The 19,863-nt window shown below is 61.2% G+C and carries 18 protein-coding genes; 5 read left to right on the top strand and 13 right to left on the bottom strand.

What is annotated here, in order from left to right; translation table 11 throughout:
• Positions 1–46: 46 nt before the first annotated feature.
• Positions 47–2,881, bottom strand: coding sequence for an excinuclease ABC subunit UvrA (gene uvrA / locus QF045_RS27415; protein ID WP_124388407.1), 2,835 nt, complete (start codon positions 2,879–2,881; stop codon positions 47–49).
• A 178-nt stretch (positions 2,882–3,059) separates the two neighbouring features.
• Here uvrA and QF045_RS27410 point away from each other — a divergent pair, with 178 nt between their 5' ends.
• Both QF045_RS27410 and QF045_RS27405 read left to right on the top strand, forming a co-directional pair.
• A complete protein-coding gene (locus QF045_RS27410; protein WP_306494822.1) occupies positions 3,060–4,454 on the top strand; it encodes an MFS transporter in 1,395 nt (464 codons plus the stop codon).
• A gap of 9 nt (positions 4,455–4,463) precedes the next feature.
• A complete protein-coding gene (locus QF045_RS27405; RefSeq protein ID WP_003232445.1) occupies positions 4,464–4,979 on the top strand; it encodes a single-stranded DNA-binding protein in 516 nt (171 codons plus the stop codon).
• 105 nt (positions 4,980–5,084) lie between these two features.
• On the opposite strand, the gene QF045_RS27400 is transcribed toward QF045_RS27405, so the two are convergent.
• The 11 genes from QF045_RS27400 to QF045_RS27350 form a co-directional block, all read right to left on the bottom strand.
• Positions 5,085–5,696, bottom strand: a complete 612-nt coding sequence (locus QF045_RS27400; RefSeq protein ID WP_306494821.1) for a LysE family translocator — start codon at positions 5,694–5,696, stop codon at positions 5,085–5,087.
• A gap of 87 nt (positions 5,697–5,783) precedes the next feature.
• Complete coding sequence (locus tag QF045_RS27395; RefSeq protein WP_306494964.1) at positions 5,784–6,413, bottom strand: LysE family translocator; 630 nt, start codon at positions 6,411–6,413, stop codon at positions 5,784–5,786.
• An 80-nt stretch (positions 6,414–6,493) separates the two neighbouring features.
• A complete protein-coding gene (locus tag QF045_RS27390; protein ID WP_306494820.1) occupies positions 6,494–7,096 on the bottom strand; it encodes a formyltransferase family protein in 603 nt (200 codons plus the stop codon).
• A gap of 65 nt (positions 7,097–7,161) precedes the next feature.
• Positions 7,162–7,695: an aminotransferase class III-fold pyridoxal phosphate-dependent enzyme gene (locus QF045_RS27385; protein WP_306494963.1), complete on the bottom strand. Its 534-nt coding sequence runs from the start codon at positions 7,693–7,695 to the stop codon at positions 7,162–7,164.
• Positions 7,631–8,482 carry an aminotransferase class III-fold pyridoxal phosphate-dependent enzyme gene (locus QF045_RS27380; RefSeq protein WP_306494819.1) on the bottom strand — a complete coding sequence of 284 codons (852 nt, stop codon included), beginning with the start codon at positions 8,480–8,482 and terminating at the stop codon, positions 7,631–7,633. The genes QF045_RS27385 and QF045_RS27380 overlap by 65 nt, the downstream gene beginning before the upstream one ends.
• A gap of 26 nt (positions 8,483–8,508) precedes the next feature.
• Positions 8,509–8,652 carry a hypothetical protein gene (locus QF045_RS27375; RefSeq protein WP_306494818.1) on the bottom strand — a complete coding sequence of 48 codons (144 nt, stop codon included), beginning with the start codon at positions 8,650–8,652 and terminating at the stop codon, positions 8,509–8,511.
• 31 nt (positions 8,653–8,683) lie between these two features.
• Complete coding sequence (locus QF045_RS27370) at positions 8,684–10,525, bottom strand: carbamoyltransferase (RefSeq protein WP_306494817.1); 1,842 nt, start codon at positions 10,523–10,525, stop codon at positions 8,684–8,686.
• A gap of 90 nt (positions 10,526–10,615) precedes the next feature.
• A complete protein-coding gene (locus tag QF045_RS27365; RefSeq protein ID WP_306494816.1) occupies positions 10,616–11,239 on the bottom strand; it encodes a LysE family translocator in 624 nt (207 codons plus the stop codon).
• Between the two features lie 13 nt (positions 11,240–11,252).
• A complete protein-coding gene (locus QF045_RS27360; RefSeq protein WP_306494815.1) occupies positions 11,253–12,296 on the bottom strand; it encodes an inosamine-phosphate amidinotransferase 1 in 1,044 nt (347 codons plus the stop codon).
• A gap of 17 nt (positions 12,297–12,313) precedes the next feature.
• Complete coding sequence (locus QF045_RS27355) at positions 12,314–14,518, bottom strand: iron-containing redox enzyme family protein (RefSeq protein ID WP_306494814.1); 2,205 nt, start codon at positions 14,516–14,518, stop codon at positions 12,314–12,316.
• Between the two features lie 119 nt (positions 14,519–14,637).
• The gene (locus tag QF045_RS27350) at positions 14,638–15,645 is read right to left on the bottom strand and encodes a GDSL-type esterase/lipase family protein (RefSeq protein WP_306494813.1); all 1,008 of its coding nucleotides are present in this window, start codon (positions 15,643–15,645) and stop codon (positions 14,638–14,640) included.
• Positions 15,646–15,904: 259 nt separating this feature from the next.
• Between QF045_RS27350 and QF045_RS27345 the strand changes: the two genes are divergently transcribed.
• Together QF045_RS27345 and tam are read left to right on the top strand one after the other, a co-directional pair.
• Positions 15,905–17,374, top strand: coding sequence for a PLP-dependent aminotransferase family protein (locus QF045_RS27345; RefSeq protein ID WP_306494812.1), 1,470 nt, complete (start codon positions 15,905–15,907; stop codon positions 17,372–17,374).
• 48 nt (positions 17,375–17,422) lie between these two features.
• Complete coding sequence (gene tam, locus QF045_RS27340) at positions 17,423–18,184, top strand: trans-aconitate 2-methyltransferase (protein ID WP_306494811.1); 762 nt, start codon at positions 17,423–17,425, stop codon at positions 18,182–18,184.
• 16 nt (positions 18,185–18,200) lie between these two features.
• On the opposite strand, the gene QF045_RS27335 is transcribed toward tam, so the two are convergent.
• Positions 18,201–18,764 carry a cysteine hydrolase family protein gene (locus tag QF045_RS27335; protein WP_306494810.1) on the bottom strand — a complete coding sequence of 188 codons (564 nt, stop codon included), beginning with the start codon at positions 18,762–18,764 and terminating at the stop codon, positions 18,201–18,203.
• A 96-nt stretch (positions 18,765–18,860) separates the two neighbouring features.
• On the opposite strand from QF045_RS27335, the gene QF045_RS27330 reads away from it, so the two are divergent.
• On the top strand, positions 18,861–19,820 hold the full coding sequence (locus QF045_RS27330) for a GlxA family transcriptional regulator (protein WP_306494809.1): 960 nt from the start codon (positions 18,861–18,863) through the stop codon (positions 19,818–19,820).
• The last annotated feature ends 43 nt before the right edge of the window (positions 19,821–19,863 follow it).

The raw sequence follows: 19,863 nt of genomic DNA, 5'->3' as shown, positions 1-19,863 counted from the left end.
CCTGCCACCGATGAGGTGACGGGGGCTTTTTGTTGGGCCCGATAAATCAGGCCCGGTCGCGCTCCAGCAGCGGCTTCAGATAGTAACCAGTATGCGATTGCGGCATTTCCGAGACCTGCTCCGGCGTACCGACCGCAATGATCTGGCCGCCCTTGGAGCCGCCTTCCGGCCCGAGGTCCACCAGCCAGTCGGCGGTCTTGATCACGTCGAGGTTGTGCTCAATCACCACCACCGTATTGCCGTGATCGCGCAAGCGGTGCAGCACATCCAGCAGTTGCTGGATGTCCGCGAAATGCAGGCCTGTGGTCGGCTCATCAAGGATATACAGGGTTTTGCCTGTATCGCGCTTGGACAGCTCGCGCGACAGCTTCACCCGCTGCGCCTCACCACCCGACAGCGTGGTCGCAGACTGCCCCAGCTTGATGTAAGACAAACCCACGTCCATCAGCGTCTGCAGCTTGCGCGCCAAAGCCGGAACCGCGTCAAAGAACACCCGAGCTTCCTCGATGGTCATCTCAAGGGTTTCGTGGATGCTCTTACCCTTGTATTTGATTTCCAGGGTTTCGCGGTTGTAGCGTTTGCTCTTGCACACATCGCACGGCACGTAGATATCCGGCAGGAAGTGCATCTCCACCTTGATCAAACCATCGCCCTGGCACGCCTCGCAGCGACCGCCCTTGACGTTGAAAGAGAACCGCCCTGGCCCGTAACCCCGTGAGCGGGATTCCGGAACACCCGCAAACAGCTCACGGATGGGCGTGAACAGCCCGGTGTAGGTTGCCGGGTTGGACCGCGGCGTGCGGCCAATCGGGCTCTGGTCGATATCGACCACCTTGTCCAGGTGTTCCAGGCCCTTGATGCTGTCGTGGGCCGCCGCTTCCAGCGTGGTGGCGCCGTTCAGGGCGGTGGCACTCAGCGGGAACAGCGTGTTGTTGATCAGCGTCGACTTGCCCGAGCCGGAAACGCCGGTCACACAGGTCAGCAGGCCAAGAGGAATCTCCAGGTCCACATTGCGCAAGTTGTTGCCACGGGCACCCTTGAGGTGCAAAGCCATCTTCTTGTTGCGCGGAGTACGTTTGGCCGGCACTTCGATCTTTACGCGGCCGGACAGGTATTTACCGGTCAGGGAGTCCGGGTGAGCCATCACTTCGGCAGGCGTACCTTCGGCGACAATATGCCCACCGTGTACCCCGGCCCCGGGGCCGATATCGACGACGTAATCCGCCAGCCGAATAGCGTCCTCGTCGTGCTCGACCACAATCACCGTGTTGCCGATATCCCGCAGGTGTTTCAACGTACCCAGCAGGCGATCGTTGTCACGTTGGTGCAAGCCGATCGACGGTTCATCAAGGATGTACAACACGCCCACCAGACCCGCGCCGATCTGGCTGGCCAGGCGAATCCGCTGGGCCTCGCCACCCGACAAGGTGTCGGCACTGCGATCCAGCGACAGGTAGTCCAGGCCCACGTTGACCAGGAACTGCAGACGCTCACGAATTTCCTTGAGGATCTTGTCGGCAATCTCCCCACGCCGGCCGGTCAGCTTGAGCACGCCAAAGTACTCACAGGCATCGCCGATTGGCAGGTTGGTTACCGCCGGCAACGTCTTCTCGCCAACCCATACATGCCGCGCTTCACGGCGCAGGCGAGTGCCGCGGCAATCCGGGCAAGGCTGGGTGCTGAGGAATTTCGCCAGTTCTTCGCGTACGCTCGCCGACTCGGTCTCGCGATAACGACGCTCAAGGTTCGGCACGATGCCTTCGAACGGGTGGGAGCGTTTAACAATATCGCCCCGGTCGTTCAAATATTTGAAGTCAACGTTCTGCGAACCACTGCCGTTGAGGATGACCTTCTGCTGGTCTGCCGGCAGTTGATTGAACGGCACCTCCAGGCTGAACTTATAGTGTGACGCCAACGAGCCCAGCATCTGGAAGTAGTAGACGTTGCGCCTGTCCCAGCCGCGTATCGCACCCTCGGCCAAGGTCAGGTCGCCGTTGACCAGGCGCTTTATGTCAAAGAACTGTTTAACGCCCAGGCCATCGCAGGTCGGGCAGGCGCCGGCCGGGTTGTTGAACGAAAACAGCTTGGGTTCCAGCTCGCTGATGGCGTGGCCGCATATAGGGCAGGCAAAGCGCGCGGAGAAGATGATCTCTTCGCCTGGCTCATCGTCCATCGGCGCTACCAGGGCGATACCGTCCGCCAGCTTCAGCGCGGTCTCGAAGGATTCCGCCAAGCGTTGCTGCAGGTCGGCCCGCACCTTGAAGCGGTCAACCACCACATCGATGGAATGCTTCTTCTGTTTGTCGAGCTTCGGCGCTTCATCCAGTTCATAAAGCTTGCCGTTGATGCGCGCGCGCACGAAACCTTGCGCCCGCAGCTCTTCGAAGACCGACAGGTGCTCACCCTTGCGCTCGCGGATGACAGGCGCCAGCAGCATCAGCTTGGCACCTTCCGGCTGGGCCAGTACCAGGTCGACCATCTGGCTGACGGTCTGGGCTTCCAGCGGAATATCGTGGTCCGGGCAGCGGGGGATACCCACCCGTGCATACAGCAGACGCAGGTAGTCGTAGATTTCGGTAATGGTGCCCACGGTGGAACGCGGGTTGTGGGACGTCGACTTCTGCTCGATGGAAATGGCCGGCGACAAACCTTCAATGGTGTCGACGTCGGGCTTTTCCATCATTGAGAGGAATTGCCGGGCATAGGCCGACAGCGATTCCACATAGCGCCGCTGGCCTTCGGCGTACAGCGTGTCGAACGCCAGTGACGATTTGCCCGAGCCGGACAGGCCGGTGATGACGATCAGTTTGTCCCGGGGCAGGGTCAGGTCGATATTCTTCAGGTTGTGGGTTCTAGCCCCACGAATCAGGATCTTGTCCAAGATGGCCTCGCACGGCGGGCGTAAATAATGCCGGAGTATACGGCTAAAGACTGGATGAATATACACTGTCAAAAGGCCGCTTGCAGCCTTACATGAAAGCTGCGCGGCAAAGCGCCGCATATACCCTCTCAATCGATGGGACTGGTAGAATCGCCGCCGGTTCACACGAGGTTTTTCCATGCACGATCCCCACAGCGAACGCATGAGTAGCGGCGAGACCCGAGCGGCAAGCGGTCTGGCCCTGGTGTTCGCCTTCCGTATGCTGGGCATGTTTATGGTGTTGCCGGTGCTGGCGACCTATGGAATGGATCTCGCAGGCGCAACCCCCGCATTGATCGGCCTGGCGATTGGCGCCTATGGCCTGACCCAGGCGATCTTCCAGATTCCGTTTGGCATCATTTCCGACCGCATTGGCCGTCGTCCGGTGATCTACCTGGGGCTGATCGTGTTCGCCCTCGGCAGTGTGCTGGCGGCGCAGTCCGATTCGATCTGGGGCGTCATCGCCGGACGCATCCTGCAAGGCGCCGGGGCGATTTCCGCTGCGGTGATGGCGCTGCTGTCGGACCTCACCCGCGAACAACACCGCACCAAGGCCATGGCCATGATCGGCATGACCATCGGTCTGTCGTTTGCCGTGGCCATGGTGGTCGGCCCGCTGCTGACGCGCGCCTTCGGCCTGCACGGTTTGTTCCTTGCCACCGGCGGCATGGCGTTGTTCGGCATCGTGATCGTGGCCTTTATGGTGCCGCGCTCTACCGGCACGCTGCAGCACCGTGAATCCGGCGTCGCGCGCCAGGCGCTGTTGCCGACGCTCAAGCACCCGGACCTGCTGCGCCTGGATTTAGGTATCTTCGTGTTGCACGCAATGCTGATGTGCAGCTTCGTCGCCTTGCCCCTGGCCCTGGTGGAAAAAGCCGGTTTACCCAAGGAGCAGCACTGGTGGGTCTATCTCACCGCGCTGCTGATTTCGTTCTTCGCCATGATCCCGTTCATCATCTACGGCGAGAAGAAACGCAAAATGAAACGAGTTTTACTCGGCGCCGTCACGACATTGATGCTCACTGAACTATTCTTCTGGGAGTTCGGCGACAGCCTGCGGGCGCTGGTGATCGGTACGGTGGTGTTCTTCACCGCGTTCAACCTGCTGGAGGCGTCATTGCCTTCGCTGATCAGCAAGGTTTCACCAGCGGGCGGCAAGGGCACGGCGATGGGCGTTTATTCCACCAGCCAGTTCCTCGGTTCGGCGCTGGGTGGGATCATGGGCGGCTGGATGTTCCAGCATGGCGGTTTGTCGGTTGTGTTCCTCGGATGCGCCGGGCTGGCTGCACTTTGGCTGGTCTTTGCTGTTACCATGCGCGAACCTCCGTATGTGACGAGCCTGCGCCTGCCGTTATCGCCTGAAGCGATGCGCGAGGCTGGCCTGGTCGAGCGCCTCAAGGCCGTCGCTGGAGTAACGGACGCAGTAGTGGTCGCGGAAGAAGCTGCGATCTACATCAAATTGGACACCGAATTATTGGATCGCGCGACGCTCGAGCAACTGGTCAACCCAGTGCCGACAGCGCGCCCAGCCTAGGAGAACGTTATGGCCCGTGGGGTTAACAAAGTCATATTGGTCGGTACATGCGGCCAGGATCCCGAAGTTCGCTACTTGCCCAACGGTAACGCTGTGACCAACCTGAGTCTGGCGACCAGCGAACAGTGGACCGACAAGCAGACTGGCCAGAAGGTCGAGAAAACCGAATGGCACCGCGTGTCGATGTTCGGCAAAGTGGCTGAGATCGCCGGCGAGTACCTGCGCAAAGGTTCGCAGGTATACATCGAAGGCAAACTGCAAACCCGCGAGTGGGAAAAAGACGGTATCAAGCGTTACACCACCGAGATCGTGGTCGACATGCAAGGCACCATGCAATTGCTGGGCGGCCGTCCACAGGGCGATCAGCAAGGCCAGGGCGGCATGTCCAACTCGGCACCGCGCCCACAGCAATCGCGTCCACAGCCAAGCCAGCAGCCTCAGCGTGAGTCGCGTCCAGCGCCACAACAGGCCGCTCCGCAGCCGGCTCCGGATTTTGACAGTTTTGATGACGATATCCCGTTCTGACCCCAGCTTTTCAGAACCGTAATACATAAAAAAGCGAAGCCATTAATTTGGCTTCGCTTTTTTTATAAGCCTGATTTTTATGGCGTCAGACCACCGCGCCGGGGGTCAGTTTGTATGCTGCAGCAGCGGGTACAGCGAAATCACCAGCAGCGCCGCCATGCCGAAGTTGAATACGCGCAACCAGCGTCTGTCGCGCAAGACGTTGCGCAACACACTGCCAAACCCTGCCCATACCCCCACGCTCGGCGCATTGATCAGTGCGAACACAGTGGCGATGATCACCACGTTCGTGGTGTAGTCCTGCAAAGGTGTATAGGTGCTGATCGCACCAATCGCCATGACCCACGCCTTGGGATTGACCCACTGAAACGCCGCCGCGCCCCAGAACCCCAGCGGCTTGCCTTTGCCTTCGGTGTCTTCGGACGCCGGGCCTGAGCGGGCGATGTTCCAGGCCAGGTACAGCAAGTACGCCGCGCCCGCGTAGCGCAGGAGGGTGTAAAGCACGGGATAGGCGGTAAAAACAGCACCAAGCCCCAGCCCTACCGCCAATACCAGCACCAGGAACCCGGAACTGATGCCCAGGATATGCGGGATGGTGCGCTGGAAGCCGAAGTTGACGCCCGAGGCCAGCAGCATGGCGTTATTGGGGCCCGGGGTGACGGAGGTGACAAACGCAAACAAAGCAAACGCCAGCATCAGATCAAACGACAAGGACATGGGTATTTCCTGGAAACGGGCCTTTGCGCGTCACCTGCCACCCCGGTAGCGCAGGTGGTGGTGTGCTGTAGCCACTTGGAGTTGGAGTCAGAACAACGAACTGAGAAAGCCGATGGCAACCATCGAGTAGAACGCCGCGCAAATCAGCCCGAAGGACTTGCGGGTCCGGGTGAAAAACGGCTCTGCCGAATGGGCGGAAAACGCCAGGGCGTAGGTGCAGAAAATCAGGAAGCCCAATAACGCACAGGCGGCCACCAGCACGAAACTGGCCCAGGCCGGCGCGTTGACGCTCAAGCCCACGGTGGTCACGGTGAACCAGGTCAAGGCCGCCTTGGGGTTTGTCAGATGGATGCCCAACCCCTGCAAGTAAAAGCCCAGGTTACGCGTCTGCTTTGCTCGCACCTTGGCTATCGTCGTGGCGTTATGTGCCAGCGCACTGCGCACCGATTTCCAGGCGAGGAAGAACAGGTAACAGGCGCCGAACACCTTCAACCACACAATGATCTGGGTGTTGGACATCAGCAGCGCCGACACGCCGGCAGCGGTCATCGCGCCCCAGCACAACGACCCGGAAATAACCCCCGCCGCCAGCGCAAGGCCGGGTGTGCGCCCGTAATTCAAGGAAGTGTTGGCGATGGCCAGGTTGCCCGGGCCCGGGCTGGCAGTGCCGATCACGTAGACCCCAAGGGCCGCTGCAAAACTTGAAAACTCAAACATAGGTGCACTCATACCCGTGGCGCCAGCGCGCAGTGAGCACTTCAAGCCATCAGCGGCTTGAAGTGACGTTCCAGAAAAAACTATTTGAAGCAACGATGATCCGGCTCCTGAGCGCGAATCTGCTCCATCCAGGGCTTGAGTTCCGATTGCTTGTACAGCCGCTCGCCCCAGTTCTCCGGCGAAGTCGGCAGTGGGCGCCCCGCCAGGATGTAGTCGGTGAGCAGGTGGATGAACTGCTGCAGGCAATAGGCGCCCACATGCAGGCGCAGCGATGAGGCCGTCTCGGCGGGTGCGACGTTGAAGCGCGCCACATCGATGATCTGTCCGCTGTCCACCGAAGGGGCCAGGTGATGACAGGTCGAGCCGTAGGTTTCATCGTTGTAGTAGATCGCGTAATGCTGGCTGCCCAGGCCTCGATACTTGGGTGGCGCCGGGTGCAGGTTGATCGCGCCTTTGCGGGCATTTTTGTAGATGCTCTGCGGGAAGATGAAGTCGCCCCGGTAGGAAATAATCCAGTCACCTTCCCAATTATCCAGGTGGTAGGGATACGGATCGCCCGGGTCCCAGCAGAACACCTCAAGGTTGGAGAATACGGTCTTGGCGAATTCCACGCCGTGATCACACCAGTCCATTGTGCACACCGACAGCAGGACCTTGTCCTTGCATGGCTCGATTGTCTGCATCTTCACTTCTCCATTTCCAAGTAATGTGGGTGACTACGACCGTCCCCGGTAGACTCGCTCGGTCGCTAGTACGCGACAGCCCTGACCACGGCATTGAAGCGCTCGACCATTTGCCCAAGCTCTGCTTCGCTGGTAATGAACGGAGGTGCAAACAGCACATGATTGCCTTGCGTGCCCTGCACCGTGCCACTGCCGGGATAGATCAGCAGGCCACGCTGCAGCGCCTCTCGCTTGAGCGCAGCGGCATACGCACCGCCGCCTTTGAACGGCGCCTTGGTGGCACGGCTTTCGACAAATTCGACGCCCACGAACAGTCCGCGCCCGCGCACATCGCCGACGATATCCAGGTCAGCCAGGCTTTCCCTGAGCCAGGCGCGCAGTTGCTCACCGCGTTGGCGAACCTGCGCGAGCAGGTCTTCTTCCACGATCACTTGCTGCACTTGCAGGGCAATGGCGCAGGCCAGCGGATGGTTGACATGGGTCTGGCCGTTGCCCAGCACACCCGAGCCACCGGCCATCACCGAATGCACGCGGTCACTGATCAATAGCGCCGAGATGGGCATGTAGCCCGCCGCCAGGCCTTTGCCCACCGCAACCATGTCCGGCACGATGCCGTCGTCGGCATAGGCGAACAGTTGCCCGGTACGCCCCCATGCCGGCCATCACCTCATCCAGGATCAGCAGCACATCGTGACGCTCGCACACCGCTTTGATCTTGCGAAAATAACCGGGCACCGCAGGCACCGCGCCGTTGGTGGAACCCACCACGGTCTCGGCAAAGAACGCCGCGACGTTTTCACTGCCCAGGCTACGGATCTTGGCGTCCAACTCCTCGGCCAGGCGCGTGGCGTACTGCTCTTCGCTTTCGTCGGGGCGTTGATCACGGTAGGCGTAGCAGGGCGAGACGAACTCGGCGGGCGCAAACAGTCGGCCGAACACCGACTGGCGCTGTGGGTTGCCGGAGATACTCAGGGTGCCCAAGGTGCTGCCGTGATAGCTCTGTCGGCGGGAAATGAACACCGACTTGTCGGGCAAACCGCGCTCGCATTGGTACTGGTAGGCGATCTTCATCGCCAGCTCCATCACCTCCGAGCCGCCGGATAAAAACTGCGCACGCGCAAGGCCGCCACTGGCGGCCACCAGGCGCTCGGCCAGTTCCTCGGCTGCGGCGGTGGTGAAACTGCCCGCATGGGCCCAGGCGAGTTTCTTCGCTTCGCGCTCGAATGCCGCTGCGATGCGCGGATGGCCGTGGCCCAGGCTCGACACTGCGACGCCGCCGCAGGTGTCGAGGTAGCGTTTACCCGTTGCATCTTCAAGCCACACCCCGGCGCCGCCGACCGCCAGGATCGGTGAGGTGTTGAGGTTTTTATAGATCACTTTTGACATGGGCGCGGTTCCTTGGGCGGTTGGCGTTACGATTTGCTCACGCAGTGGTCCCAGGCCGTCGGCGCCTGGTGAAAACGCCGCCCGAACCGGGACGAATGAAACACCGAACGCGTCAGCCCGATGGGCAACAGCACGACAATAAACATCAGCAATGCAAGCAATCTGAGCACGGTAAAAGCTCCAATGAGTGAAGGGTAAGGATCAATCCAGCGGGATTTCGCTGCGCCAGTCGACAGCTTCGACGAAGGTCGGTTGGCCGGGGCGCTCCAGCACGTAACGGCCCAGTACCAGCACGTCCATTTCGGTGCGCATGAAGCAGGCGTACGCTTCCTCGGGTTTGCACACGATGGGTTCGCCGCGCACGTTGAACGAGGTGTTGACCAGCACCGAGCATCCCGTTCGCTCCTTGAAACTGCGCAGCAGGTAGGTGAACGGTGCGTTGTTTTCCTCGGTGACGGTTTGCACCCGTGCCGACAAATCGACGTGGGTCACTGCTGGCAGTTGCGAGCGAATATTGTTGATACTGCCCAAGCCTCGCTCCGGGCCGCCCTCTTGCCGCGACTGCTGGGATTTGATCGAGTCGGTGACCGGCGCGACCATCAGCATGTAAGGGCTTTTTTCGCAGATATCGAAGTAGTTGCCGGCGTCCTCGGCCAGCACGGCCGGGGCAAACGGGCGGAACGACTCGCGGTATTTGATCTTCAGGTTCATGGTGCGCTGCATCTCGGGATTGCGCGCATCGCCCAGAATCGAACGCGCGCCCAAGGCCCGTGGGCCAAACTCCATGCGCCCCTGGAACCATCCCACCACCGCGCCCTCGGCCAGGCGACTGGCAACTTGGTCATACAGCCCCGCGTCGTCATAGCGGGTAAAGGGGTATTGGTTTTCCAGCAGGAACTGGGCGATTTCTTCGTCGCCAAAGCCCGGCCCCAGCAGGCTGCCGCTCATGGCATCGGACTTGTTGCCATCCAGATGCGGACGGCCGTTATGCCGCACTGCAAAATCCAGCGCCGCGCCCAGGGCACAACCGGCATCGCCGGCCGCCGGCTGGATCCAGATCGAATCGAAACGCCCCGAGCGGCTGAGCACGCCGTTGGCCACGCAATTCAAAGCCACGCCACCGGCCAGGCACAGATTGCGCTCGCCGGTCTGCTTGATCGCGGCGGTGGCCAGGCCCAGCACCACTTCCTCGGTGACCTTTTGAATCGAGGCGGCCAAGTCGCACTCGCGCTGCGAGATCGGGCTTTCGGGCTGACGGATCGGCCCGCCGAACAGCGCTTCGAATGCCTCGCCGACCATGCGCTCACCGCGCAGGTACTCGAAGTACTTCATGTTCAGGGTGAACGAGCCGTCTTCACGGATATTGATCAACTCGTCGCGAATCTTGTCGGCGTAGATAGGCTGGCCGTACGGTGCCAGGCCCATCAGCTTGTATTCCCCGGAGTCGACCTTGAACCCGCAATAGTAGGTCATGGCCGAATACAGCAAGCCCACGGAATGGGGATAGGAAATCGAGTTTTTCAGTGCAAGGTTCGAACCCTCGCCGTGCCAGATAGTGGTCGAGTGCCATTCGCCGATGCCGTCGATGCACAACACGGCGGCGTTCTTGAACGGTGACGGGTAAAACGCCGCCGCCGCGTGGGAACGGTGATGCTGGGAAGCCTGGGTTCGCGGCGCCTTGCCTCGGCCCAGCGTCTCCAGTTGCTCGTCGACGAACTTGAGCACGTTCCACTTCCAGCGAATCCATTCGGGCATCGCATTGATGAACGTACGCGCACCGCCAATGCCGCCGCTGGCAAATGACGAAATCACCCGGGAGAATTTTTCCTGGGGGTCTTCGTAGTAAACCACCGCCGCCAGGTCAGCCAGGGTGATGCCCTCGGCGTCCAGGCAATAGGCAATCGCCTGGGCCGGAAATGCCGGGTCGTGGCGCACGCGGGTGAAGCGCTCTTCCTGGGCGGCAGCGACGGGCACGCCGTCCTTGACCAAAGCAGCAGCACTGTCGTGGTAAAAGGCAGAAATCCCTAAAACATAATTAGCCATTTAACTGTGCATCCTCATCACATTCTGCCAATCCATGGAGTTGTCCTCGTCAATCGAACTGCTGACGTGCGGGCAACCTTTCTCTGTGTTTCAAGACCACCATTGCGCGAATGGCAGGCTTCGTAAAACCGGGATCAAAGAGACCACGAGCACCAAGCTCATGGTGATATTGAAAGCCTTCAACCGTTGCGGATGGGTCAGGAAGCGCCGCAGGTACTGCCCGAAAAACACCCAGACCATGGAGCACGGTGAGCCGAACAAGAAAAACAGCAGTGCGATCAGAAACACCTGCACCGTGTACGAACCTAGGGGCGAGGTGTAAGCCAGCACCGCGCCCACCGCCATCACCCAGGCTTTGGGGTTGACCCACTGGAACAGCGCCGCCGCCGTGAACCCCAACGGCTTGCCTGATTTGTCACCCAGGTCGGTGGTGGGGGCACTGGCAATCTGGTACGCCAGGAATAACAGGTACAGCGCGCCGACCACCTGCAAGCCATCATGCAGGCGTGGGTATTGCCGGAACACCGCACCAGCCCCCAGCCCGACGGCTACCAGCATCAGCGGAAAACCGATGTTGATACCGGCCACATGGCGCAGCGTTCGACCGATGCCGAAATTGGCGCCGGACGACATCAGCATCACGTTGTTCGGCCCTGGCGTGACGCATGTGGCGATCACGAACAGCACAATCGAGTAGTAATCCAGTGCCTGCATGATCACGCCCTGTTCAACGGTAATCTTCCAGCGTGCCCTGTCGACGGATGTCGACGGACACACAATGGAAACCGCCGCTCAAACTGCGCGCATGGCGCATTTTCAACGGAGCCACATCGACGCCATGTTTTTCCAGCGCACGAATCAGCGGCACCTGCTGGTCATTGATCACCGCCAGCGCCGGGTTGACCATGATGAAATTCATGCCCTGCCAGATCGATGCACGTGGGTACGACCAGCAGTAGCCGGTGTCCACCATGTCGGGGGCCCAGATGATGTCCCAGTTCTTGAAGACCTGCGGCACCTGATCCTTGCCGATGCGCTCGGGGTTCAACACCACCAGCCCCGGGCGCACCAGGGTGATGGTGGTGTCCAGGTGCGTGCCGTCGTAGAACCCGCTGAGGGCATGCACCCGGTATTGATCGCCGAGCACGCGCTTGAGCCACTCGTAGCCCAGGCGGTTGCCGCTGCGCGACACCAGGTAAAGAATGTCCCGGCCCATGCGCAGCACGTTGGCTGCATCGAAGATCGGCTCATTGTTGGCGATGATCGAGCCTTCCTGCGGGTTGACCCGGTAGGTGCTGTCGGGCAGTTCCGGCTTGGGCGCGGAAATCCAGTTGGCGCCGCTGGCGAAGTACGCCTGCAGGTGTTCGCGGTAGGCGAAGGCTTCGAAGTAACGGCTGCGCAAGGCCATCGGCGCTTCAATGATGGTCTTGCCAATCGGCAGCAGCACATCCCTCGGGCAATAGTTGTATTCGCCGTCGGTCTTCCAGTCGCCGGTGCCGAACAGCGCGGCGTGATAGGTCTCCCTGGGCCGCCGCACGGTCACCCCATGCCCGACCAGAAAAGCCGCAAAGGCGTCCAGGTCTTCCTGCGCCTCTTCAACCAGCTGTTCGGGATACGGGCCGGACGGAATCTCATGGGGCGAGTCGTGGTGCTCGCTGTAGTCGAGGGCGAACAGGCCTCTGTCCGGTCGCGGCACGCGCGCACCATGGGCGATGCCCACGATCATTTCCTCGAGGGGGTCCCATTCGTTATGCACTTCTACCAAAGACATAATTGCTCCTCGTGGCGTTAGTGTTCGCTGGTTTCCAGCATCACTTGCCGAGTAATCGGCAAGTGATGCAGATAGCCTTTTGAAGCGGCGGTACGTACTGGACGCGGGAGCACGCTGGCGTTCGATGAGAGGCTCAATCGACGCAATACCGAACTCCACTTGCCCGGCGTCGGCGCCAGGGACTCATACCCCACTCGCACGCGCTGCCATTGCGCGGCGACCTGCTCGGTGCTGGTCAACGCGCGCATGTAGGCATCAATCGCATCGGCAGCCCAGGCCGAGTGCCCGGTCGAGACGTTATCAATGGTGTTGTGCAGATCGACGAACGCCGTGCTGAACCCGTAGTGCCGTAAAAAGCGCCGCGCCGAGCGGTAGCTGCCGCCCACGCCCGACAGCTCCATCGCCAGGTTCATGCCGAGGACCTCAGGCATGAATGTCATCGGCAGCTTGCCCAGGCACAGCCAGTACACGGGCAGCCGGAATGACTCCTCATACAGACGCGGGTCTTCGGCGAAGTCACGGCTACCGGTGGGCGCCAGTTCGAAACCCATTTCGCGCAGGCCATCGCGGTAGATCTTCGGATGATTGAGCGCCTCGATTCCGTTGCCCAACTCGTCCCAATAGGTCTGGAACAGGGTGTAGCCCACATGGGAAGACGCCAGCCCAGCGTCGGTAAAGCCTTGCAGCCAGGCGCCGTCGATCAGCGTCAGGGGCGCCAGTTGCAGGGTCGACTCGATGATTTCTTCACGGCTGGGCATTTGCGCCGGGTCGCTGTCATCGAACTGCTGGCCGTTCTGGTCGTGCTTGTCCAACAACCACCCGCGCAGCACATGCGGTCCCCACTGTTCGGGCAACTGGCGCTCGGACGTTTTCAATGACTTGCGTGAACGTTCCAGCCAACGGCTCACATAGGCGTGTGCGAACGTCAGGGTCGCCGGCTGCAGCGCGCGGCCCTGCAACACAAAGTAGGCCTCGCGCAGGCTCCGGGGCCAGTGCCCGGTGTCGGCTGGGCTGGCTGTGATCGGGGGCGGCGTCTTGGCAGACCTGTCGACTGGCTGGCGCGGCAGTTGCCGGGTGGCGGCGGCCTGAGGCAACCAGTCGATCCACTGGCGAATCACGCTCAAGTCCGCCTCGCTGAAGATGCGGAACATGCGCCCGGTCGGCGCCACCAGGCTGGTGACCAGCAGGCTTTTTTTCGAGTTGCCGGGCACGATCAGGCGGCTGCGCGACAGCACATCCAGCAGAGGCAATGGGTCTTGTTGCGCCTCTTCAAGCCAGAGCGCCAGGCTGCGGCCTTCGATCAGGTAATTCTGGTGATACACCGCGCCCACCCGGGCCAGGCGCTGCATCAGCTGCGCGATGGCCTGCTGGGGCGAGGTGGCAGTCAGCGAGGCGTTATACAGCCGGGCATTCCAGCGTTGCAGCGCGCCAAACAGCCAATGGGCGCCACGCAGCAGCCGGGCTTGGCGATCCTCGCCCTGCTCGATGATGCGGTCCGCGACCCATTGGCTGATATGGCGCAACGAAGCCGGCTCCACGCCTGGAAAGGAAGCGCTCAGATCCAGCCGGCCCAGCTCCAGTGGCAGCCCTTCAAGCTTGCCCATGGCGGCCCAGCCCGGGCATAACCCGACGGCGCGCAGGGCCCAATCGACACCGCAGAGTTCGTCGCCAAAGGCATCGCTGCGCCGGCTCAAGGCCAGCAACAGCGCGGGCAGTTCGAACGCGTCGTCATGCAGGTCCGGCAAGGTCGCCAGCTGCGCCGGGGCCAAGGCATAGGCCGCCAGATGTAATTGGCCCAACAGCGCGTTGAAGTGATGGGCGCGAGAGGCGTTCGGGTAGCCGACGCCGACGTCATGGGCAAACAGTTGCATCAAGCGTAACTGCGCCGGGTCTTCAAACACGCCGGGCGCACTCATGCCTTGCAGCCAGCAACCCAGCATCGAGGCCATCGGCGCCGAATAGACAGCCAACGCCTGAGCAAAAGCCTGCACGTTGCGCTGTTCGACAGCTGCTGCGGCGGCCCCGGCATACGCCGACGCCTGTTCCAGCTGCCATGCGTCAATCCGCTTGGACAACAGTGGCAACTGCTCCGGCTCGCCGTCGTCAGCCAGCAAGTTGTCGAGGTACTGCGCATCCAGGAAACATTCAGGATCAAGCGCCAAACGATAGAGCTCGCGCCACCTGTCGTCCGAGGGAATACGCGTAGGAACCGAGCCATCCATAGCCATTACCTTCCAGTGCCGCGTCAAAACATCGGATAAATGGAGGAGTCAGGCTTTTTCTTCTTTTTTCCAAACAGGCGCTGGAAAAACTTCTTGATGGATTTCATGTGCAAGTCCTTTTAGCGGGTGACATCGAGAATAAGTTTTGAAACCAGATCGTTGCCGGCATCGGTGAAGTGGATGCGGTCAACGAATTGCCAGTCCTGCGGGCCCAACGCCTCGGCCAGCAATGGTGTGATGTCGACAAACCCCACCCCCATGGCCCGGGCGCCTTCGCGCAGGCGCTCGGCGTAGGTTTCGCGCACCGAGGTTTGCAGGATGTCGCCATACACCTCGGTGAAATTGCCGAGCTGGTCCAGTTCGGCAAACAGTTGCTCTTCCTCGCCGCTGCCGGTCTCGCGGACCCAACCGGCCAGGGGTTGCAGGATGAACGTCAGCTTTGCGCCCATGTCCGTGGCCAGGGCCCGCCAGATATTCAGGTGCTGCAAGGTCAGCTTGGCGGCGTAGTCAATCTGTTCCTGCATCGACGGCGGCGCCGGTTGCTCTGGCTCCTGAGGCTTGCCGAACAGATTCGACAGGCTCCAGGTGCTGGCGGCCGGTTGTTGCGGCCCCAAGGCATCGAAAAACTGATGGCAGTTGAAAAAAGCGCCGTGCTCGCCCCGATAGGCTTGGGGCTGTCGCGCCAGGCCAAGGTTGTTGAAACCGGAAAACAGCACGATTTCATCCACTTTGGGCAGGTGGTGCCGGTTCAGGGTAAACAGCACCAGCTCTTGCGTAGAGTTGAAACTGCGCCCGCCGAAATTGACCCAGCGCTGGGCACGAGGATCGTTGTGCGTCAGGCGCGAAGCCAGGGTCCAACTGTCGGCGCTGGCGCCAATGCCGAACACGGTGGAGCTGCCCGCCAGGAGGCGTACCGGGCCACTACCCTTGATGCCATCGACCACCGAATAGCGGGTGCCCAATGACTCGGAATAGCGAAAGCCGGATGCATCTGTATTGATCACGGGTGAAGCGTGGTCAGTGGGGTGGAAGTACATCAAATAGGGGAGCCATCGAACGTCGCCGGCATCGGTAAATTTCTGTTCGTACTCGGCCATCTGCGGTGTGAGCGTCGTCCTTGCCGTCATAGCGCTTGATCCCTGTGTCTGTTTTGTAGGGCATTTCTGAAAACTTGGTGCGTACAGTGCTGCTTTGCTATTTTGCGCCTAACGTGTCCAAGGTGTTGCGCACCGTTATGGGGCTATCATCCCAAGGCGACGATGTGTATTGCAGATACAGCGGAACTCGATCTTTTAAATACAGATCGAGTTTTTGCGCTGAAAATTTTTCAAAAAAACACCAATCTGTAACTACTTAAGCCACAGATCAGCGGCTACAGTCAGAGGCATGACTCTTTATCTGAACCTCGCCGAATTCATCAGCAGCCGCATCGAGCAGGGGCTTTACGGGCCTGGCGAGCGTTTGCCGTCTGTGCGCACCCTTAGCCATGAGCACGGCGTCAGCCTGACCACCGTGCAACAGGCCTATCGCGTATTGGAATGTTCGGGGCTGGCGGTATCGCGCCCCAAGTCAGGCTATTTCGTGCCGTCGGACCGCCGCGTGGCGCCGCTACCCCAGATGGGCCGGCCGATTCTGCGGCCGGTGGACATTTCCCAGTGGGACATGGTCCAGGAGCTGATGCGCCTTGATCAAGGCGCCGATATCGTCCAGCTGGGGTGCGGTATGCCGGATATCAGCGTGCCGACCCTCAAGCCATTGCTGACCGCGATGGCTCGTATCAGTCGACGCAGTGACAGTTTCAGCCTGCAATACAGCCACATCCAGGGTGTATTGGCGTTGCGCGAACAGATCGCCCGGCTGTCCATCGACTCGGGCGTTCGCGTGACACCGGCCGACCTGATTGTCACCAGCGGCTGCCAGGAAGCCTTGTCCATTGCAATCCGCGCCGTTTGCTCGCCCGGCGACATCGTGGCGATCGCCTCGCCGAGCTACTACGGGATGATGCAGATCCTCAAGGCGGCCGGCCTCAAAGCACTGGAAATCCCCAGCGACCCAGTGACCGGCATCAACCTGGAAGCTCTGGAAATGGCGCTCGAGCAGTGGCCGATCAAGGTGATCCAACTCACCGCCAACTGCAACAATCCCATGGGCTACATCATGCCCGACGAGCGTAAGCTCAAGCTGATTCGCATGGCACAGCGCTTCGACGTGCCCATCATCGAAGACGATATCTACGGTGACCTGTCGCATCGCTACCCACGGCCACGCTCACTCAAGTCTTTTGATGAGGACAACCGGGTGATGTTGTGCAATTCGTTTTCCAAGACGGTTGCCCCTGGCCTTCGCGTCGGCTGGATCGCCCCGGGGCGCTATCTGCCCCAGGTGCTGCACATGAAATTCATCGGCTCTGGCGCCACCGTCACCCAGCCGCAACTGGCGGTGGCTGAGTTTATCGCCAAGGGCAACTACCTGCTGCACTTGCGCCGCATGCGCAAGCAGTACAAGCGCAACGGTGATCTGATGAGTGAGTGGGTCAACCGTTACTTCCCAGCGGGGACCCGCGTCAGCCAGCCCCAGGGTGGCTTTACCCTGTGGGTCGAATTGCCCGGTGAATTCGATACCTATGCCCTCAACCGCCTGCTGGAAGCCCAGGACGTTCAAGTGGCCAACGGCAATATCTTTTCGGCGGCGGGAAAATACCGTAATTGCGTCCGGCTGAACTTCGCCAACCCGCCCACGCGCAAGGTCGAGGTGGCCGTGCAAAAGGTCGGGCAGACCATTGGCCAGTTGATGCAAATGGAGTTGGACAACCCTCTGGGCGCGCCCCAATGGCAGCCTCAGCCCTCTGCGTTTTAATCGGTTATATTCGCAGGCTGTGGTCCACCTGGAAAAAGGGAAGTCGCGATGACCTGGTCTGCCAAGCAATACACGATGTTCGAGCAACAGCGCACCCGTCCGGTCCGTGACCTGGTTGCGGCGATTCCAGATTCGCCCGTGCGTACGGCCGTCGACCTGGGGTGCGGTCCCGGCAACTCCACCGAGGTGCTGGCCCAGCGTTTTGCGCTGGCGCACGTCACCGGCATGGACAGTTCCGATGACATGCTGGCCGATGCGCGCAAACGCCTGCCCACGCTGAACTTCGAGCTGGCGGACATTGGCGCCTGGAACCCCGGGCAATCCTTCGACGTGATCCTGGCCAATGCGTCCCTGCAATGGCTGCCAAACCACGCCACCCTCTATCCACACCTGGTCAAACAGCTGAACCCCGGCGGAACGCTGGCGGTGCAGACCCCGGACAATCTCGACGAGCCCGCCCACCGGCTGGCCCGCGAGGTCGCGGCCCAGTGCCCATGGGCCGCGAAAATCGGCGTGGTCAAACATAACGAGCGGCATTCGGCGAGCTATTACTACGAGCTGCTGAGCCAGCATTGCAGCACCGTAGACGTATGGCGCACCACCTACCAACACCCGCTGGCGGACCATTCGGCAGTGGTGGAGTGGTTCAAGGCGTCAGCGCTGCGGCCGTTCTTGGCCCCGCTGAACGAGGGCGAAAAAGCCGCTTTCCTGCAGGAATACCAAGCACGGATTACCCAGGCTTATCCAGCCTTGGCCAATGGCACGGTACTGCTGCCATTCCCGCGCCTGTTCATCATAGCCACCCGCTGACGGCACTCAGCGGCGGTCAGGCCACCGCCGCTTGGGCCTTCAAGAATTCATCCGTCGACACCACGCCGGCATACCCGAAGGCCAGCGAAGCCATGTACGCGCCATGCACCTGCGCGGCGGGGATCACTTGGCCGTTGAAATCCTGGTCGCGGGTCGCGCAGGCGTCGTGAAGGACCGTGACCGTGTAACCAAGGTCCGCTGCCGCCCGCACCACCGCGTCGATGCACATATGGCTCATGCTGCCGACTACCACCACGTCAGTGATGCTGCGCTGTTCCAGCAATTCGCGCAGGTTGGTCTGGCGGAATGCGTTCACAAAGTGCTTGAGCACCACCGGCTCATCGCCCTGGTTCATCACCTTGGCATGCAAATGCGCACCTTCGGAGCCCGATGCGAAGAAGGGCGCGTCATCGCCTGCGAATTCATGGCGCACATGAATCACCGCCTCGCCTGCCTGGCGAAAGGCCTGAAGCACTTGCGCCGCCTTGTCCGCGGCAGCCTCCACCCCCTCAAGCGGCCACTTGCCCTGGGGGAAGTAGTCGTTCTGGATATCGATTAGGATGAGCGCTTGCTTGGCCATGTGTATTGCCTCGTGATGGGTTGATGGGCCCAGTATCTTAGCTGGCGCCGCTGCCGGACATTGGCTGCACCGACAATAACAGGGGGAAAACTGACAATGGCCGTGGTTGAGCTGGGCATATTGATCTACCCGGGCGCGCAATTGGCCGCCGTGCACGGCTTGACCGATTTGTTCGGCGTCGCCAATCGCATTGCCGCCGGGCACCAATCGGCGCAGTTGCCGACGTTGCGGGTCAGCCACTGGCAGGTGGATACCCAGGGCACGCCGGTGCGCGCGTTCGACACCCAGCCTGGCCCGGATGCGCCCCTGGCTGCCGTGCTGGTGCCGCCGTCGGTGGGCGAATTCAGCGAAGAACAGGCGCCCCCGGCGTTGCTCCACTGGCTGCGCCAGCAGCACGCGGCGGGCGCTGTGCTGGGCGGCGTGTGCATCGGTTCGATCATGCTTGCCCGCAGCGGCCTGCTGGATGGGCGCAGCGCCACCGCGCACTGGTCGTCCGCCGAGAGCTTCGCCATCCGTTACCCGGCCGTGCGCCTGGAAGCGGATAAACCCATCGTCGATGACGGCGACCTGATCACCACCGCCGGGCTGATGGCCTGGTCCGAGCTGGGCCTGCGCCTGGTCGACCGGCTGCTGGGGCCGAGCATCGCGGCCGATACTGCGCGCTTTCTGGTGATCGAACACGGCGACAGCGCCAGCCAGTGCGGCAGCAACTTCGCGCCGATCCTGGGGCATGGTGACGCTGCGATCCTCAAGGTTCAGCATTGGTTGCAAGCCAGCGGCGCGGTGGATGTTTCGGTTGCCGCCATGGCGCAGGAAGCGGGGCTGGAGGAGCGCACCTTCCTGCGCCGCTTTCGCAGCGCCACCGGTTTGAAACCTACCGAGTACTGTCAGCACCTGCGGGTGGGCAAGGCGCGGCAAATGCTTGAGTTCACCAACGGCACCATCGACCACATCGCCTGGACGGTGGGCTACCAGGACCCCGGCGCCTTTCGCGCCACCTTCAAGAAAATCACCGGCCTGGCCCCCAGTGACTACCGCAACCGCTTCGGTGTGTGAATCGTGCAGAACGCCGCGTGCCCACATCGGCATCGTGCAGGAT

This window comes from Pseudomonas sp. W4I3 (assembly GCF_030816195.1).
Lineage (GTDB): Bacteria > Pseudomonadota > Gammaproteobacteria > Pseudomonadales > Pseudomonadaceae > Aquipseudomonas.
Note: the sequence above shows the minus strand (reverse complement) of the source record. Positions and strands in the feature narration are given on the sequence as shown.

Excerpts from the sequence above, each read along its gene's own strand:
- QF045_RS27410 (WP_306494822.1), top strand. The coding sequence starts at position 3,060 with ATGCACGATCCCCACAGCGAACGCATGAGTAGCGGCGAGACCCGAGCG.
- QF045_RS27405 (WP_003232445.1), top strand. The coding sequence starts at position 4,464 with ATGGCCCGTGGGGTTAACAAAGTCATATTGGTCGGTACATGCGGCCAG.
- QF045_RS27400 (WP_306494821.1), bottom strand. The coding sequence starts at position 5,696 with ATGTCCTTGTCGTTTGATCTGATGCTGGCGTTTGCTTTGTTTGCGTTT.
- QF045_RS27395 (WP_306494964.1), bottom strand. The coding sequence starts at position 6,413 with ATGTTTGAGTTTTCAAGTTTTGCAGCGGCCCTTGGGGTCTACGTGATC.
- QF045_RS27390 (WP_306494820.1), bottom strand. The coding sequence starts at position 7,096 with ATGCAGACAATCGAGCCATGCAAGGACAAGGTCCTGCTGTCGGTGTGC.
- QF045_RS27385 (WP_306494963.1), bottom strand. The coding sequence starts at position 7,695 with ATGGTTGCGGTGGGCAAAGGCCTGGCGGCGGGCTACATGCCCATCTCG.
- QF045_RS27380 (WP_306494819.1), bottom strand. The coding sequence starts at position 8,482 with ATGTCAAAAGTGATCTATAAAAACCTCAACACCTCACCGATCCTGGCG.
- QF045_RS27370 (WP_306494817.1), bottom strand. The coding sequence starts at position 10,525 with ATGGCTAATTATGTTTTAGGGATTTCTGCCTTTTACCACGACAGTGCT.
- QF045_RS27365 (WP_306494816.1), bottom strand. The coding sequence starts at position 11,239 with ATGCAGGCACTGGATTACTACTCGATTGTGCTGTTCGTGATCGCCACA.
- QF045_RS27360 (WP_306494815.1), bottom strand. The coding sequence starts at position 12,296 with ATGTCTTTGGTAGAAGTGCATAACGAATGGGACCCCCTCGAGGAAATG.
- QF045_RS27355 (WP_306494814.1), bottom strand. The coding sequence starts at position 14,518 with ATGGATGGCTCGGTTCCTACGCGTATTCCCTCGGACGACAGGTGGCGC.
- QF045_RS27350 (WP_306494813.1), bottom strand. The coding sequence starts at position 15,645 with ATGACGGCAAGGACGACGCTCACACCGCAGATGGCCGAGTACGAACAG.
- QF045_RS27345 (WP_306494812.1), top strand. The coding sequence starts at position 15,905 with ATGACTCTTTATCTGAACCTCGCCGAATTCATCAGCAGCCGCATCGAG.
- tam (WP_306494811.1), top strand. The coding sequence starts at position 17,423 with ATGACCTGGTCTGCCAAGCAATACACGATGTTCGAGCAACAGCGCACC.
- QF045_RS27335 (WP_306494810.1), bottom strand. The coding sequence starts at position 18,764 with ATGGCCAAGCAAGCGCTCATCCTAATCGATATCCAGAACGACTACTTC.
- QF045_RS27330 (WP_306494809.1), top strand. The coding sequence starts at position 18,861 with ATGGCCGTGGTTGAGCTGGGCATATTGATCTACCCGGGCGCGCAATTG.